General features: G+C 29.3%; 21 protein-coding genes and 1 pseudogene. 16 read left to right on the top strand and 6 right to left on the bottom strand.

The window, feature by feature from the left end; all coding sequences use genetic code 11:
- Positions 1-39: 39 nt before the first annotated feature.
- On the bottom strand, positions 40-1344 hold the full coding sequence (locus J1C67_RS19550) for a YHYH domain-containing protein (RefSeq protein WP_243176622.1): 1305 nt from the start codon (positions 1342-1344) through the stop codon (positions 40-42).
- Between the two features lie 369 nt (positions 1345-1713).
- On the opposite strand from J1C67_RS19550, the gene J1C67_RS16340 reads away from it, so the two are divergent.
- Positions 1714-2019 carry a hypothetical protein gene (locus tag J1C67_RS16340; protein ID WP_167865240.1) on the top strand — a complete coding sequence of 102 codons (306 nt, stop codon included), beginning with the start codon at positions 1714-1716 and terminating at the stop codon, positions 2017-2019.
- 98 nt (positions 2020-2117) lie between these two features.
- Positions 2118-2432, top strand: a pseudogene (locus J1C67_RS16335) (transposase); the annotation flags it as partial.
- A 320-nt stretch (positions 2433-2752) separates the two neighbouring features.
- Here the strand turns inward: J1C67_RS16335 and J1C67_RS16330 are convergent.
- Both J1C67_RS16330 and J1C67_RS16325 read right to left on the bottom strand, forming a co-directional pair.
- Positions 2753-3181 (bottom strand): hypothetical protein, encoded by a 429-nt coding sequence (locus tag J1C67_RS16330; protein ID WP_167865239.1) that lies wholly within the window; start codon positions 3179-3181, stop codon positions 2753-2755.
- 1 nt (position 3182) lies between these two features.
- A complete protein-coding gene (locus tag J1C67_RS16325) occupies positions 3183-3383 on the bottom strand; it encodes a helix-turn-helix transcriptional regulator (protein ID WP_167865238.1) in 201 nt (66 codons plus the stop codon).
- Between the two features lie 374 nt (positions 3384-3757).
- Between J1C67_RS16325 and J1C67_RS16320 the strand changes: the two genes are divergently transcribed.
- On the top strand, positions 3758-4483 hold the full coding sequence (locus J1C67_RS16320; protein WP_167865237.1) for a Bax inhibitor-1/YccA family protein: 726 nt from the start codon (positions 3758-3760) through the stop codon (positions 4481-4483).
- A 288-nt stretch (positions 4484-4771) separates the two neighbouring features.
- A complete protein-coding gene (locus J1C67_RS16315; protein WP_167865236.1) occupies positions 4772-5611 on the top strand; it encodes a DNA/RNA non-specific endonuclease in 840 nt (279 codons plus the stop codon).
- A gap of 114 nt (positions 5612-5725) precedes the next feature.
- Here the strand turns inward: J1C67_RS16315 and J1C67_RS16310 are convergent, their stop codons facing one another.
- Positions 5726-6076, bottom strand: a complete 351-nt coding sequence (locus J1C67_RS16310) for a winged helix-turn-helix transcriptional regulator (protein ID WP_089966429.1) — start codon at positions 6074-6076, stop codon at positions 5726-5728.
- 246 nt (positions 6077-6322) lie between these two features.
- Between J1C67_RS16310 and J1C67_RS16305 the strand changes: the two genes are divergently transcribed.
- Positions 6323-6952, top strand: coding sequence for a flavodoxin family protein (locus J1C67_RS16305; protein WP_167865235.1), 630 nt, complete (start codon positions 6323-6325; stop codon positions 6950-6952).
- Between the two features lie 315 nt (positions 6953-7267).
- Here the strand turns inward: J1C67_RS16305 and J1C67_RS16300 are convergent, their stop codons facing one another.
- Positions 7268-7435, bottom strand: a complete 168-nt coding sequence (locus J1C67_RS16300; RefSeq protein ID WP_167865234.1) for a hypothetical protein — start codon at positions 7433-7435, stop codon at positions 7268-7270.
- Positions 7436-7475: 40 nt separating this feature from the next.
- On the opposite strand from J1C67_RS16300, the gene J1C67_RS16295 reads away from it, so the two are divergent.
- Positions 7476-7853: a cytosine permease gene (locus J1C67_RS16295; protein ID WP_341479188.1), complete on the top strand. Its 378-nt coding sequence runs from the start codon at positions 7476-7478 to the stop codon at positions 7851-7853.
- Complete coding sequence (locus J1C67_RS16290; protein ID WP_167865232.1) at positions 7840-8004, top strand: hypothetical protein; 165 nt, start codon at positions 7840-7842, stop codon at positions 8002-8004. The genes J1C67_RS16295 and J1C67_RS16290 overlap by 14 nt, the downstream gene beginning before the upstream one ends.
- Positions 8005-8153: 149 nt before the next feature.
- On the opposite strand, the gene J1C67_RS16285 is transcribed toward J1C67_RS16290, so the two are convergent.
- Positions 8154-9050 (bottom strand): DMT family transporter, encoded by an 897-nt coding sequence (locus J1C67_RS16285; protein WP_167865231.1) that lies wholly within the window; start codon positions 9048-9050, stop codon positions 8154-8156.
- A 275-nt stretch (positions 9051-9325) separates the two neighbouring features.
- On the opposite strand from J1C67_RS16285, the gene J1C67_RS16280 reads away from it, so the two are divergent.
- From J1C67_RS16280 to J1C67_RS16240, 9 genes are all read left to right on the top strand, one after another.
- Entirely contained in the window at positions 9326-10261 is a 936-nt protein-coding gene (locus tag J1C67_RS16280) for an NTP transferase domain-containing protein (protein ID WP_167865230.1), read from the top strand.
- The gene (locus tag J1C67_RS16275) at positions 10261-11283 is read left to right on the top strand and encodes an XdhC family protein (protein WP_167865229.1); all 1023 of its coding nucleotides are present in this window, start codon (positions 10261-10263) and stop codon (positions 11281-11283) included. The genes J1C67_RS16280 and J1C67_RS16275 overlap by 1 nt, the downstream gene beginning before the upstream one ends.
- 2 nt (positions 11284-11285) lie before the next feature.
- Entirely contained in the window at positions 11286-11897 is a 612-nt protein-coding gene (locus tag J1C67_RS16270; protein ID WP_167865228.1) for a nucleoside-triphosphatase, read from the top strand.
- 1 nt (position 11898) lies between these two features.
- Entirely contained in the window at positions 11899-12912 is a 1014-nt protein-coding gene (locus J1C67_RS16265) for a FecCD family ABC transporter permease (RefSeq protein ID WP_167865227.1), read from the top strand.
- Between the two features lie 24 nt (positions 12913-12936).
- Entirely contained in the window at positions 12937-13731 is a 795-nt protein-coding gene (locus tag J1C67_RS16260; protein WP_167865226.1) for an ABC transporter ATP-binding protein, read from the top strand.
- Positions 13715-14479 (top strand): Rossmann-like domain-containing protein, encoded by a 765-nt coding sequence (locus J1C67_RS16255; protein ID WP_167865225.1) that lies wholly within the window; start codon positions 13715-13717, stop codon positions 14477-14479. Before J1C67_RS16260 ends, J1C67_RS16255 begins: the two co-directional genes overlap by 17 nt.
- On the top strand, positions 14476-15546 hold the full coding sequence (locus J1C67_RS16250; RefSeq protein ID WP_167865224.1) for an ABC transporter substrate-binding protein: 1071 nt from the start codon (positions 14476-14478) through the stop codon (positions 15544-15546). Before J1C67_RS16255 ends, J1C67_RS16250 begins: the two co-directional genes overlap by 4 nt.
- A 471-nt stretch (positions 15547-16017) precedes the next feature.
- The gene (locus J1C67_RS16245) at positions 16018-16953 is read left to right on the top strand and encodes a DUF5692 family protein (RefSeq protein ID WP_167865223.1); all 936 of its coding nucleotides are present in this window, start codon (positions 16018-16020) and stop codon (positions 16951-16953) included.
- A 68-nt stretch (positions 16954-17021) separates the two neighbouring features.
- Positions 17022-17240, top strand: coding sequence for a hypothetical protein (locus J1C67_RS16240; RefSeq protein WP_167865222.1), 219 nt, complete (start codon positions 17022-17024; stop codon positions 17238-17240).
- The last annotated feature ends 1 nt before the right edge of the window (position 17241 follow it).

Here is a 17241-nt window from a genome sequence, read left to right as displayed (position 1 = left end):
TTTATCTGCTTTTATATTTCAAGATAAAATTTACAAATTTTATGATTTTATCTTTTTATATTTTTTTATGTCTTTAGGTTCTTTATTTAGTATTTTTACTTCTTGAACCATATTATCTTTAGAAATTGTAATTATAGATATTTTCTTTGGAGCCGATTTACTTATTTTATTATTTCGCTTTAAATTATATATATCATAAGTAAAGTCATCATTAGATCTCTGATAAGATGATTTTGTAGTATAGGAATCTATAAAGTCTTTACTTAAGAATGATTCAATTAATGCAGAGGTAGTTTCTTTAGTGTATCCATTTTCTTCAATAGCATTTATAAAGAAGCTAATATCAGTAACTTTCTTTTTTGATTTATCATTTATAGAAATAAATGTACTGTCATCAATATCAGTATTACCAATTTTGATTTTATCATTTTCTTCAGCGTAAAGTGAAAAGTCTTCTAAAGATTCTCCAAGCATAGGCACGTCTTTAAGAAAATTATTAAAGACATCAATAGCTTCTTTATGTGATTCTAATGCAGCATTTTTTATATGTGTATTAGTATAAGCTACTTCATCAAATTCTTCATTTTTCAAACCACTTATATATGATTCTATAGACTGCGTCAACATATCAGCATCAATATTTTTTTCGCCTTCGCTATAACCCTCTTTGTATGATCCTGTAAACTCATCTAAATAATTTCCTTCATAATTCAATGATTCTTTAGTAATTTTATTATATCCATCTTCTATACCTAAGGATTTTCCTTTAGTCTTAGTGGTAGATATTTCCACATTTCTTTTATCTAATCCTTCCTTATGGGATAAAGCATATTGAGTTGTATAAACTGATTTATGTTTATCTGAATATGATGAAGATTGATTACTGCTTCCAGCGTAGCCATCCTTGATTCCATTAGACTTAGCTATTTCTGTTACTGAAGCTTTTTCATCATTTAATACTTGTACACCTTTAGAATACCCTAGAGAATATCCAGTAGAAAAAGATGAACTAGATGATGAAGGTGTACTTGGTTTTTCAACTAAGGAGTCATTATAGCCTTGATCATAACCCTTATCTTTTTCTAGCTGTTCTGTATAAGCCTTTTCTTGATTGATTGAAGCCTCATTATTAGAATTGGTAGTAAACTCACATACTCCACCTGGATGTAAGTGAGGCCCCATCCCATGATGATAATGATAACTCCCTAGACCAGAAACATTTTTGTTATCCTTATGCCCACCATTAGAATCTGTTCTTCCTGAATGAGCGAATGCAGTTAAAGAGTTTGAAAAAATAGATATAGTTATTGTTAAAGCAATTAATTTTAGTTTAGTTTTTTTCATTAATATGTTTCCCCCTAAATTATACAATGTAAAGTAATATGTATATTCGGAATTATACAACTCTATACAAAAAAATACAATAAAATCATTATAAAACTATATTTGTATATATTTTTTAGTTTTAAATATAATTTATATTAGATGTTAATATGAAAATAAGGAAATACAAACAAAACATAGGTATTTATACAAAATAAAATAAATATTGTATAATATGAACAGACATATAGTTTTCACAGTGTAGCAGCAAAATATATTGCTAACTACATGTACTGGTTTAAATAATTACATTACTATGTTGGATAAGTTAATAGGCACACTATGTTAAGATTTATGCGTCTAAATAATTGTGTTTTAAGGGGGAAGGGTATGTTAGATTTATTAATTAAGTCATTGTTTATAGTAGTACCAATGTTATTAAGTATGGTAGTTTATTATAAAGTTGATAAAGAATATACAATAACAGATAAGGTAAGTTTAAAAATAAAAGTGGACAAAAAGTGGCAACCTTTATTAGTAGTATGTTGTTCTTTTACATTTGTGATAATTCTTGATATTGTATCTATGCATATAATAAATATTCCTACTAATTTATTTTTCATATTTAGTAGTTTGACAATGGGAATAGGAGTAGGGTTTGCAAATAAACTTCAAAATAAAAACAAACAGATATAAATTTTATTGAAATTAAAACTAAAGGAAGCCGCTTCTGGATTTCTTAAAAATTGTAAAATTATTAACATTATTATTTAACATAGACTAATGTTATTGGTAAATGGGATATTAAATATCCTCATGCAATAAAAAATTGGGAAGATAATTGGGATAACCTAAGTACATTCTTTGAATTTTCTCCACATATCTGTAAAATTATTTATACAACAAATGTTATAGAAAGTTTAAATAGTCAATTTCGAAAAGTAACCAAAACTAAGTTGATATTTCCAACGGATGAAAGCTTAATGAAAATGTTGTATTTAGCAACTGAAAGAGTACATTCTAAGTGGACTAGAAATTATTCCGGTTGGGATTTGGTTATTAATGAATTAAAAATAGTATTTGCTGATATCTTCTCAAAAGGTGCATAAAAAAACCTTAGCATAGAGTAGATTGGAAAGTACAACTCAATACTAAAGTTCTTTTAAAACATATTTTCTACAGGTATATTATCCACTTTAATTGGTGAATATATACATAGAGTTAGGAAGTGTATTATATCTTATCATTCAATACTTAGGGTTTAAATTAACAGTTTATCTAAGTTAAATAAGTAGCTAGTTATTTCTAAGAAGATCAGATACACAAAGTTTTTTACAACCTGGAAAAGCAGATAAATTTGTTTTTATACAAGTTTATCTGCTTTTATATTTTAACCATTAATAAATATTATGCTCGTGTATTGACTAGTTCAATATTTTTTATGATAATAACAGGTTAACAGAATTTGTATAAAACCACATAAGAACATAGCAATTGCAACTAAAAATGCAGCTATTGATTCACCTGTACATATTAAAATACACTCCACTATTAACATTACAGATGTAGTTGTCAGCATTGATATTTCAGCAACTTTTCCTCTTATCATTATGTTTCTTTCATCATGCTCCTCAATTATTAAATTTTCATCATGATTAATAAAATTCTTTAAATATAATACAAAACATGCAAGTGCACCTATAATGAATATACCACCAATCATTCCTACTATAATTTTCTCTGTTATAGTTAATTGAACATCAAATTTTTCATTAAATGAACAAATAGACACCATAGCAAAGCCAATAGAAAAAGAGATAATCCCTAATATAAAAAAAAGTTTCTGCTTTTTATTCATTTTACTGTCCCTCCTTATAGAAAAAAATATCCTCTATTTTTTTACTAAAAAATTCTGAGATTTTAAAAGCTAGTTCTAGTGATGGATTATACTTTCCTTTCTCTATGGAAATAATTGTCTGTCTAGAAACACCCATTAATTTTCCAAACTGTTCTTGGCTTAAACCTAGTTCTTTTCTCAAGGATTCCAAACTATTCTTCACAATTCTGCCTCCTTTTGTAAATGTTCTTTTATATTGAATTATATTTTTTGCAAATCCATTCAGATGTGCATTATTATTGTTAAGTTAACTTTACAACATCAATTTATCATACTAATTATATAGTATCAAGTTTCTTTTACATTTGGCTGAGGGCATATAATCCTTAATTTTAAATTATTTACAATTGAGGCCTCTTAGAAATAGGTATGTGCTTTTTAGGTGCTTTATTTTTAGAATTAAAAAGCTAAAACATCCTAAAAAAATAACATTATTTATTATTAATGATATAATGTTCATGTGAGAAACAAAAGTAAAAGGATAAGGTGTCAATTAGCCTTATATAAACTACTAGATATAAAGAGGAGTTGATTGTATTGATTAAAAATGGAAATCCTTTTTTAGAGAAGGGGTTTAAAAATGTAACATACCAGGATAATTCAATGACAGTAGGTGGAACTGTATTAAAAACAATGGTGTTATTAGCTTTAGTTGGGTTCGCATTCATATATAGTTGGTTGGAAATGGGGGCTGGTATAGGTAAATTTACAACAATACTAGGAATAGCTGTAGTTATTGCACTTATAAGTTCGCTTGTAACAGCTTTTATACCTAAAATATCTCCAATTACAGCGCCTATATATGCTGTATCAGAAGGGATACTTCTAGGTTATATATCAAAATTAGCTGACTTAAAATTTCCTGGAATAGTAGTCTCAGCTATATTATTAACTTTAGCTTTAACTTTAGCTACATTGTTAATATATAGAAGAAATCCAGCAGTTGCTGGAAAGATAACAAGAGGAGTAATGATAGCTACCTTTGGTGTATTCTTAACATATTTAGTTACATTCGTTCTTGGATTTTTTGGAATAAGCTTACCTATATTTGGCTCAGGTCCTATAGGAATATTATTTAGTGTTGCCGTGATTGTAATCGCTACATTAAATTTAATAGTAGACTATGATTTTATTTTGAAAAATGTATCCCAGGGAGCACCAAAATATATGGAATGGTACTCTGCATATGGATTAATGGTTACATTGGTTTGGCTATATATTGAAATATTAAGACTTCTTACTAAGCTTAAGTCAGATGACTAGACTGTAACACCATTTTACAAATATAGTGTATAGATCAAAGATTGAACTGTAATAGAGATAAAAACTTTATTACAGTTTTTTGTTTAACAAAAATAGATTATGGACAGTATTATTTCGTTTTAGTAAGAAGGTTTTAGATAGAACAGTGGCTAAAGTTAGACAATCAAATAAAAGTAGTAGGACTTGTTAAACAAAATAGATGGTTAAGTACAATAGGGAAGGAAAAAGTATAGTATAAGATATATCCAGAAAATAAATTTAGATTATTAATAAGGAGGGAATAAAAAAATGAAAGGTTTTAATATAGATTTTTTAGGGGAAAATTTAAAAGTTAAGGTTCCTACTTTAGACGAAGAATTATTGAAGGTTTCATTAAATAATGGAGAAATATTTGATTTTACACATTTTTCTTTAGCTATGAATAAGATCTTAAAATCTGCAATATACGTTGCTAGTAATGTGGATAAATCTAAATTTAAGAAAATACATGAGAATAGACATTGGCATTTTGATAGTATAATAGGTGAAGAAAATCAACTGGGGAATGATTTTTATGAGAAGAATAATTGGGATAGAGGGCACTTAGCTAGAAGAGCTGATTTAATGTGGGGAAGTGAGGATGATGTTGAAAATGCACAATATGATTCTTGCTGCTGGGCTAATATTTCATTACAGCACCATGAATTTAATACAGGGATTTGGAGCAAATTAGAAGGTTGGATTATTGAAAATCCAGATATACTAAGTAAAAAATTATCAATTTTTACGGGCCCTATTAATGGTGGTGGGAGTATGGAGTATTGCGGAGTTAAGAAGCTATTAGGATGTGGAGTTTTTATACCGACTGCTTTTTGGAAGGTAATATTCTATATTAACAAAAGTAATAATTTAAAATGTATATCATTTATTATGAGCCAAGAGGAATATTTAAAAAGAGGAAAGAATGAAGGTTTGAAATTTTTAAAGCCTTATGAAGTAAGCTTAAAAGAAATTAGTCGCTTAACCAATTTAAAGTTTGAGGATAATTTATATGATGTAGATGTATTTAATAATAATGATAATACTATAGAGAGTAAGGATCAGGAAGCTCATTTAATTGAAGGTGAAGACGATTTAATTTTACATTAAGAAGAAAAAGAACTATACAATATACTGAAGAGGAGATGAAAATAATGATATAGAATGTATAGATTCAAAGGTGTATTTATCTTTGATTATGAAGAATCAATTAAAAGAAGGGGCCTAAGTAATTAGTTTATAATAATCATCTCCCCAATGGCACATCATACTAAGAATAGGCATTAAAGTCTCTCCTAAATCGGTCAATGAATATTCAACCTTTGGAGGAACTTGAGCATAAACTTTTCTATTAACTAAATTATCCATTTCTAGTTCTCTTAACTGTTGAGTTAGCATTTTTTGAGTTATTTGAGGAATCAGTTTTTTTAATTCAGTAAATCGCTGCGTTCCTTTGGTGCCTAGATGCCAAATAATAATTGGCTTCCATTTTCCTCCGATTAAATCCATTGTAATTTCAAAGGTACATGTATAAATTTTATTTTTAAATTCTAAAGTATTGCAACTGGAGCTCATAGTTCTCATCCTTTCAATAGTATCCTTTTGGGTACTATAATACAAAATAGTGCGTACTTGCTATATTTAAACTTATTTTTTATAATGATAGCATAAATCATAAAAAAAGACAATTAGGAGGATAGTGTAAATGAATGCAATATTAAAAAAGACTCTAGGTGGGAAGAAAAGGCTGTTAAAAGTCTTATATAAACATTTTGAAAAAGTAAACTTAAATATAAACTATATACAGAGGAGATTTAATATATGAAGGTTATTGCATTTAATGGAAGTCCTAAAAAGGAAGGTAACACATATCATGCTATAAGAATGGTAACAAAGGAATTAGAAAAGGAAGGCATAGAAGTTGAGATTATACATGTAGGAAACAAGATTATAAGAGGCTGTCTTGCATGTAATGCTTGTGCAAGAAATCAAAATGGCAAATGTATAATTGATAATGATGAAGTAAATGAATGGATACAGAAAATGAAAGAGGCAGATGGTATAATACTAGGTTCTCCAGTTCATTATTCAGCTATAGGTGGAACTATGAAATCATTTTTAGATAGAGCATTTTATGTTGCCAACGGTGGAATGTTAAGGCATAAGGTAGGAGCTACAGTAGTAGCGGTTAGACGTTCAGGGGGGGTTACTACTTTTAATCAATTGAATAATTACATTAATTATGCTGAAATGCTTATGCCAAGTTCAAATTACTGGAATGTAATACATGGAACTGCACCAGGCGAAGCTACAGAAGATGAAGAAGGAAGACAAATAATGAGAGTTCTTGGACAAAATATGGCATGGCTTATGAAGTTGGTTGAAAATGGAAAACAAACTGTTAAAGAACCAGAAAGAGAAAATAAAGTATTTACGAATTTTATTCGATAATTTAGAAAATCTAATAATGAAAAAGATGAAAAAAGAAGTAATGAACTAAGGGGAGACTTGAAATCTTGTGAATATAGTATTATACACTATATTCAGCAAAAGAATGATATTACAAAGGAATTAATAAATTAGATTAAAGGATTATGTAAATGAAATAAAAAACGAGAGTATTAAAGCTTTAGAGAGTAATATGAGGATTAAGGATATATATTGATGGTAATAAAACCATTAATATATGTCCTATTTTTATTATTAAATGCAAAGTTGGTATTGATAAAGAGAGTAATAAATTTTAAGTATTACATATAAATATTCTTAGAATAAATTCATATTACTTGGTAATTCATTAATGATTATATGTGGAGCCTTAGCTGCAATTGCTGTAAATAACAGTGATTTACCTGCAGTGTTATTATCTATGGGATTGTTAATTCCTTGAATTATACTTATGACAACAAATATTTTTACAACTAATGCTGCCAATATTTACTCCAATTAACTAAATCTTTCTAACTCATTTAATATGGATCGTAAAAAAATGATAATTATATTATTAGTTATTGCAGCTTTAGGTACACTAACTAGGCCTTATGAAATAGGAGCGTTTTTTACATTCTTAGAGCTATTAGGAAATGTTATTCCTCCACTTGCTGGAATAATAATAGCAGATTACTTTATAATTAATAAAGGAAAGTATGATTCTCTTAATAATGCTAAATTTCAAAAGTGGAATATATTAGCGTTTGCAACATGGTTAATATCACTTGGCCTATCTTTCGCTATACCATTTGGATTACCAGCTTTAACTAGTCTTATTTCTTCAATTATAATTTTCCCAATATTAACTATAATATTAAAAAAATCAAAAAAACAAGGGGGAGTTAATTATGAGAAAATATAAGATTAGTGCTATGTTAGGGATAGTTTTGATGGGGGTAAGCTCTTTTCTAGCATGTGTTTCTCAAACTTCTTTAATAGTATTAATTGGTAATATTGGTATTATGGTAAGCATAGGAGTTATGACCTATGGTTTTTTACATTGGCAACCATAGCATAAAATTAAATAATAAACCGATGTAGTGCTTTAGTATTAAGTGGAATTTAAGGAATCTAGAAGTTATATTATGAATTTTAAAATTTATAAAAAGAAAAATAGGAGTCTGTGGCATTAAAGTGTCACAGACTCCTATTTTTAATGTTATTAAGCAGGTTGTTTTTTCTTAGAAGTAGAAAGTATTAAAACACCTGCAAAGATTAATATACATGCAATTATTTTTATTAGTGTAATTTTTTCACCTAATAATAATGCCCCAAAAAGTACACTTGTTATAGGCTCAAATGTACTTATAACAGAAGCTTCGCTTGATCCAATATACTTTATTCCAACTTGTAATAAAGATAAAGCAACAATTGTACATAAAAATGCGAATATTGTTGATATCCCCCATGCTTTAGGTGTTAATGAGGATAATACAAGTTGATTTGTAGCTAGTCCATATAAAAGCATAGATATGCTTGAAGTAATTGCTATATAAAATGTTATTTTAAATGGTGAATCGCCTTTTAATCCACTTTTGTCCAAAAAAATAATATAAAATGAATAGAATCCTCCAGACGCTATTGCTAATAATAATCCAAGGGAAGTACTAGAACTAATGGAAGCAGAAGTTAAGGCTGATATAAAGAAACATCCTATACCAGACATAGCCACAATTAGTGCTAAAACTTTTCGTTTACTTAACTTCTCATTGAAAAAAAATATACATCCTAATGTTACAAAAATAGGATAAGTAAAATGTAGAGGCATTACTATACCAACATCGATATAGGCAAAAGCCATATTTAGCATTAGACTTGTTGTTGAGTTTCCAATCAAAGCAAGTATTATTAAATTTACAAATTGTTTTTTTGTTACTTTTAAATTAATTTTCAAAGATAATAAGATAATTAATAAAAATGGTAGACTTAAAAAGTTTCTCAGAAAAGTTAATGTTACAGGATTACTTCCTTCAACACCATAGGTCATAGGGGCAAGAGCAAATGCAAATCCAAAGGTAATTGAGGATAGCATTGTTAAAATTATTCCTTTTGTTTTCATAATATACCTTCCTTTTTATATAAAATACATCTTTGGTGTAAAGTAAATTGTATTTATAGTATAACATTATAAAATATTACAAGTATGGCACTAAAGATACAAATATGTCCTTTATTTGCATAGACATACTAAATGATTCCAGTATCTATCAGAAAAGCTATTATACAAAATGGTTTATAAAACTATTTAATCAATATATTTACAATAAAAGCTATTAATGTTATAATCGTATAAACCGTTATATTTTGAAAAACATAACGAATGGAGGTGGTCTAGTGAAAATAGGAGCTCTTATTATTGCATGGAAAAGTTCAAAGGATATGAAAGAGTTAGGACCCCTACTTACAATTGGTAACACATCTATTATAAAGAGTACAATTACAACCTTGCAACAGGCAAAGGTAGAACCAATAGTAGTTGTTACTGGTAAAAGGGCAGATGAACTTGAAAAACATATAGCAAAAAGGGGGGTAATATTTCTTAGAATAGATAATTATGAGGATATGGAAATGTTTGAGGCTGTAAGTATGGGTATTAATTATATGAAAAATCTTTGTGATAAAATACTAGTTATGCCAGGGAAGATCCCTCTTTTTTCTACAAATACCATTTCGAAGCTACTACAAAGTAAAGCTTCAGCTGCATATCCTGTTTATGAAGGTGAAAAAGGACATCCAGTTATATTTGAGACTAGGTTTATTAATGAAATTCTTAAATATAAAGGTGAACATGGATTAAGTGGAGCAATTAGTACTTTAATAGAAAATGTAGAACTAGTTAACGTAGAGGATGAGAGTGTGATAATGGCTGCTGATTCCAAAGAAAATTACGAGAAAATTAAGGAAAAGGCTTTTAATGAGAAGAGTTCACTTAGATATTTACTTCAGCTTAGAATTGCAAAAGATGAAATTTTTTTTGGACCAGGAATTGCTCAGTTTTTATCATTAGTTAAGAATAATGGTTCTATGCAAACATCATGTAAGCAGATGAACATGTCATATAGTAAGGGTTTGAAAATGTTAAATGTAGCAGAGAAAGAGCTCGGAGTAGCGCTTTTACTTAGGCAAAGTGGAGGAGCTAATGGAGGGTCATCATGTTTATCAGATACTGGTGAAGATATTTTAAGGCGCTATTTTGAAATGGAATCAAAATTAAAAGAGAAAGCAGAGGAGTTATTTACAGAATATTTTGATGGGTTGGAGGAATTATAATGAAAAAGTTATTTGAAATTATGGCTGAGTCCTTAATTAAAGATGAGGATGTAGTGTTAGTTACAGTTATAGCAGGTTCAGGGTCTACTCCAAGAGGTGCTGGTGCTAGAATGATTGTAAAGAAAAATGGATATACTTATGGAACAATAGGTGGTGGAGCAGTAGAATATAAGGCGCAACAATTAGCTGCTGAGGTTTTAAATGAAAAAGAATCTTTTATAAAAGGTTTTAATTTAGTACCAAACCAGGTAGCTGATTTGGGTATGATTTGTGGTGGAAATGTAGTAGTGTATTTCCAATACATAAAAGGAAAAAATAAAGATATGATAAATTTATGTGAGATAGTTGAAAAACAATTTAATGAAGGTAAAGATACTTGGCTAATTACAGATATTACTGATGAAACTGCTTGGGGAATGGGTATTTATAGTGAAAATACTGGTTTAAAAGGTATTGAAATAGAAGATATGTCGGATTTATTAGGGTCAAAGGCAGTTCAAGTTAATGTTAGTAGTAAACGTTATTATAGTGAGCAAATTGTAAATTCGGGTATTGTATATATTTTCGGAGGTGGACATGTAGCCCAGGAGTTAGTGCCAGTTATTAGCCATATTGGGTTTCGTTGTGTTGTTATTGATGATAGAGAAGAGTTTGCAAATTCTAAACTTTTTCCCAAGGCTTATGACACCATTGCTTGTGATTATAAAGATTTCTTTATAAATACAAAGATAAAACAAAGTGATTATATTGCAATTATGACTCGCGGTCATCAACATGATTTAGTAATTCAAATGGAAGCATTAAGAACAGAGGCTTGCTACATTGGAGTTATGGGAAGTAAGACAAAGATAAAAGCTCTTTCTAAAAAAATATTAGAAAATGGATTTTGCCATGAAGATATTAAAAGATTTAGAACTCCTATAGGAACTGATATTAAGGCAGAAACTCCAGGAGAGATTGCTATTAGTATTGCAGGAGAATTAATAGAAACAAGAGCTATAAGAAAAGCTAAAAGAGGATGATTATGAGTAGACATTTATTTATTAAAGGCTATTCGCAAATTGGTAAATCAACATTATTGTTAGACTGTATTAGGGACTATAAGAAAGATTGTGGGGGATTTTTAAGTCAAAGGTTATTGGATAAAGAAGGAGTAACTATGGGGTTTAGGTTAATATCAATTGAAGAGGCAAGTAGTACATCATATAGATATAACTCTACATTGCCTAATATTTTTTTAGAAAAAACTGCTAATGGCTGGATTAAAAATGAAGACGTTTTCCGCACGTATGGAGTAGAACTTTTAAAAAAGTCTAAGGATAAAACATTAATTATTATGGATGAAATTGGCGGAATGGAAATATATGTACCAGAATTTAAGGCTGCAGTATATGAGTTGCTAGATAGTAATAGATCATGTATTGGAATTCTAAAATCTCAAAGGAATTATAAGGCAATGGGAAAAGAAATAGGCTCAAATAGCGATATTGATAATTTAAGAGATCAATTGGATTTTGATATGGTAAATAAATTTAATGGAGAAATATTCGACTATTCTATAGAGAAAAAAAGCGAAGGAATAGAAAAAATGCAGGAATTTATAAAAGCTTCTTTTCAAAGAAAAAAGAGGTGTTAATATGATTACTAATAAAAAAGTGAAAATAAGGTTGGTTACATTATTTATTTTATTTCTATTATCTTTATTTGTATCGGTGCTCTTAGGAAGATTTTTTATTGAACCATGGCTTTTGATTAAAGTATTAATTTCAAAGATTCTACCTATTACAGTGGACTGGCCTACACAAATAGAGAATGTTATATTTGGGATACGTCTCCCAAGAGTAATAATGGGAGCTTTAATAGGGGCAGGATTATCATGTGCAGGAGCAGCTTATCAAGGTATATTTAAAAACCCAATGGTATCACCAGATGTTCTTGGAGCATCATCAGGTGCTGGGTTTGGAGCAGCCTTAGGTTTGTTTCTTTCTTTAGGATATAAAGGAGTATCTATAAGTGCATTTTTATTTGGTATCATTGCTGTATTATTAGTTTATTTAGCAAGTAAAAAGATAAAAAATAATCCTACTTTGGCATTAGTATTAACTGGAATGATGGTTAGTTCACTATTTACTGCAGGTATATCTTTTTTAAAGATTGTAGCAGATCCAACTAATATTCTCCCAGCTATTACTTATTGGCTAATGGGAAGCCTAGCATCTATACGAATGAATGATGTAGCTTTTGCAGGTCCATTAATAGTAGTTGGAATTATACCTATCTTTTTGCTAAGGTGGAAAATAAACTTATTGACACTAGGAGATGAAGAAGCGCGTTCTATGGGGGTTAACACTAAAAGAGTAAGGTTAATTATTATGGTTAGCGCTACATTAATTACTTCAGCAGCTGTTTCTGTAAGTGGGATGATTGGGTGGGTAGGCCTCGTAATTCCTCATTTAGCTCGAATGATAGTAGGAAGTGATTATAGAAAACTTGTACCAGCTTCTTTATTCCTTGGAGGAAGCTATATGCTAATTGTTGACAATTTTGCAAGGCTAATAACTACTAGTGAAATTCCAATTGGGATTTTAACAGCTTTTGTAGGAGCACCATTTTTTATGTTTTTAATTTTAAAAGATGGTAATAAATTATAAAAAAATTGGGAGAGTGATAATAGAATGGAATTAATAATAAAGAATTTATCCTTTGGGTATCATTATTCTCAAGTATTGAAAAATATTAATTTTAAGGTATCAGACGGAAATCTTGTTTGTATATTAGGTAAAAATGGTGTGGGTAAAAGTACTTTATTTAAATGTGTATTAGGTCTTTTATCTGGATATAAGGGGAGCATTGAAGTAGATGGAAAGGATATTAAAACCATGTGTGAGCAGGAACTTGCTTCAAAGGTTGCATATATTCCACAAAGTCATAATTCTACTTTTAATTTTTCGGTAATGGATATGGTGTTAATGGGTACAACATCTAGGTTGGGGAGGTTTGGGTGTCCAGGCCATAAGGAGAAAAAAATTGTGTTAGAAGCGTTGAAATCATTAAATATAGAACATCTTATTAATAGAAATTATTCTAAGTTAAGTGGTGGAGAGCAGCAACTTGTATTAATTGCCAGAGCAATTTCACAACAGGCTAAAATTTTAATTATGGATGAACCTTGCGCTAATCTAGATTATGGAAATCAGATACAAGTAATGAAAAAAGTAAAGGAGCTTTCCAGTAAAGGGTATCTAATTATCCAATCAACTCATAATCCAGATCATGCATTGCTTTTTGCGGATAAAGTATTAGCTATAGTTGATGGTGCAATAGTAGCTTATGGAAAGACAGAAGAGACTATAACAGAGAAATTATTAGAAAAAATATATGGAATATCTATATCTTTATTAAATGTAGAAAATAGTAAATATAAAATCTGTATTCCAAAAGAAGGGATTGAATATGTGGCAATTATATAATGAACTAATTAAAGAAGTACCAATAAATATAACTGTAGATGAGGTAACTTATGGTCCACGCTTTGTAATGGTAAGGTCTGGAGATAGAATTGGAGTTGCTATGAATACCTCTGGCACTAGTATTCCACCTATTATTAAAGAGAGTCCTATAGGTAAATCACTAAAGGAAGTTGCAGCAGCGATAAAATCATGGAATTTATCTGAAGCAAGTATGGGAGCTGCAGCATTAAATCTTTATTATAATGATAATAAAAAAATTGAAAATCTAATTAATGAAAATAGGGAACTTAGATTCTTAGATAACAAAGATACATTTGTAGCCTATGAAAATAAAGTGAAAGATAAAAAAGTAGCTATTATAGGACACTTTAGAAATATTAGTAATTTTACTGATAAGGTTAAAGAACTTTATGTTATAGAGAAAAATCCACAACAGGGGGATTATCCAGAAAGTGCTTGCGAATATATTCTGCCCTTTATGGATTATGTATTTATAACAGGTTCAACTATTATAAATAAAACATTACCAAGATTATTAGAACTATCTAGTAATGCAAAAGTTATTTTAGTTGGACCAACTACACCTATGACACCAATTTTGTTTAAATATGGAGTAACTGAATTAAGCGGAGCAGTGATTACAGATACTTTAAAGTGTAGTGAGATTATTAAGGAATGTAAGTATTCACCACTAGTAGAATGTGGAAAGGAAATTAGAATAGAAAAAATATTAGGAGGGCAACTATGAAAAAATCAAAAATAACTCTGGCTTTTCTTGCAATCATAATTACCACAAGCTTTTTTGGCTGTGATAATAAAGGGAAATCTACAGAAACGACGGCCATAGTAAAAGAAACAAGAATATTTACTGATTCATCTGGGAGAGAAGTAACTATTCCAACGGATATAAAAGCTATAGCACCATCTGGGCCTCTAGCTCAAATTGTACTATACACTGCTTGTCCAGATAAATTAGGAGGTCTTGCTACTGATTTCTCAGAAGATTCGAAGAAATATTTTGATGAGAAGTATTGGAATTTACCCAAATTTGGACAGTTCTATGGAAAAAATGCAAATTTAAATATGGAAGCACTACTAAAATCAGCGCCAGATATTATTGTAGACATTGGAGAAGCTAAAAAAAACGTAGCTGAAGATATGGATAAATTACAGGAACAATTAGGGATTCCAGTTATATTCGTAGAGGCTAATTTAGCTAATATGGATAAAACTTATAATATGCTGGGTAAATTAATAGGAGAAGAAAAACAAGGAGAAGAATATGCTAAATATTGCAAAAGTGTCATTGATAACGCTAATGATATTAGTGAAAATTTAAAGGATAACGAAAAAAAATCTGTTTATTTTGCATTAGGTAAAGAAGGACTTAATACTAATGCATCAGGGTCATTTCAGGCTCAGGCAATTGAAGTAGCTGGTGGAAAAAACGTAGCACAAGTTGAAATTGCTTCATCAGGAGGGGGCACACAAATATCATTTGAGCAACTTTCATTATGGCAACCAGATGTAATTATTGTAGATACTGATGATCTTTATAATAAAATTATTTCAGAACCATTATGGCAAGATTTAGAGGCCGTTAAAAATAGGCAGGTGTATAAAATTCCAAATAAACCTTATAGCTTTATGGGTAGCCCTCCATCTATTAACCGTATTATTGGTGTTCAGTGGCTTGGTAATTTATTATATCCAGATAAGTATGAAATTGATATTAATAAAGAAGTAAAAGATTTTTGTAGTAGATTTTATCATATTGATTTAACCGATGAGCAGATAGCTGAAATACTAAAATGAAAAAAAGTTAAAGATTAAAGATTAAAGATTAAAGATTAAAGATTAAAGATTAAAGATTAAAGATTAAAGATTAAAGATTAAAGATTAAAGACTCGGAGGATGAGATGATTTTTATGTGCAAGGAATGTTGAAAAAACCTTTGAGTAATTATAGACTGGGATAAAGCAAAAACTTTATTTCAGTCTTTTATTATAAATAAATAGGTGTGGTATATAAAGGCATAATGTCATTTTATGTTTTATGAAGTCGATATTTACAATAATGGGAGCAAGATGGAGAAAAACAAAGTAAGTTAACAAAAAGACGAACATTATACTGACTAGTCGGTTATATAGAGGTTTGACATAAAAAAAATAAAGGGACTATAATTATAAAATAAAACATTAATTCAAAAAAATAAGAATAATAATAATAATGAGTTATGTTTATGGAATTATAACAAAATTTATTTATAAGGAGGAATTATATATTATGGGTATTTTCTATGAGTCAATTGGATTTAATGGTTGGGCCATTTGTTTATTTGTTTTATTTTCTTTAATGGCTTTCAATGAATTTGGTCGTTCAACAAAGTGGGGAGGTATAGTACTATTTATAGTGTTACCTATACTACTAACTATATTTGTTTGGCCAACAACTGCAGCGCCTGGAAATGAATATGGTACAGGAACTTGGTTTAACTGGGTAAAAACTTATTCAGCATTAGCAGGGTGTATTTGGTTTATGGGGCTTCGTTACCTTCCAAAACTTGCTAAAAAGAAATGGGCAATATGCGTACCCGCAATTATATTAGCGGTTAATATTTTAGAAGCAGCTATTCGTGATTTTCAATGTTTTTCATATGGGGCATGGAATGGCGCAAGTGTAGACAACCTTTGGGTAATGTCAGGACCTTGGAATATTATGAATGGTATAGCAGGATTGCTTAATATTATAGCAATTTGTGGTTGGGCAGGCATATTTATTTCTAAAAATGAAACAAAAGATATGATTTGGCCTGATATGATTTGGCCTTGGATTATAGCTTATGATTTATGGAATTTTGCATATACATATAATTGTATAGCAGACCATTCATTCTATTGTGGACTAGTATTATTACTATCATGTACAATCCCTGCTTTCTTTATAAAAAGAGGAGCATGGTTACAACATCGTGCACAAACACTAGCATTATGGATTATGTTTGTAATGACTATACCACAATTTGCAGATAAGATAGCTCCAGTAGCTACTACTCACAACAAAGTAGCTTTCTTTAGTGCGAGTTTAATATCTTTAATAGCTAACATTGCATTAGTAGTTTACCAATTTAGTAAAATACGTAAAAATAAATTCAATGTATTAAAAGATGAAATGTACACAGATACAAATGCATATAAGGAAGTAGTTGAAAGTAACAGATAGAAACCTCAGTTCAGGGACGATCATTTACTTTGGCAACACCTGAGAGTCGAAGATGATTTCTAGGTGCAATGATTATTTATAGTTTAGAGAGTGTAAATTATAAAAAAATATCTTTATTACTTAGAGATATTTTTTATAAAGAATTAGGATATCTATTAATGATGATAATATCATTAATAGATATCCTTTTTTATGATGTAATTGACATAAAAATTGAAGAGATTGATTATGTACCTCAATTTAATTTAGTAGTTGGGTTTATTTTAGATAATAAAATTAGTATTTGAA

The sequence above is a fragment of the Clostridium gasigenes genome (assembly GCF_017348895.1).
GTDB lineage: Bacteria > Bacillota > Clostridia > Clostridiales > Clostridiaceae > Clostridium > Clostridium gasigenes.
Note: the sequence above shows the minus strand (reverse complement) of the source record. Positions and strands in the feature narration are given on the sequence as shown.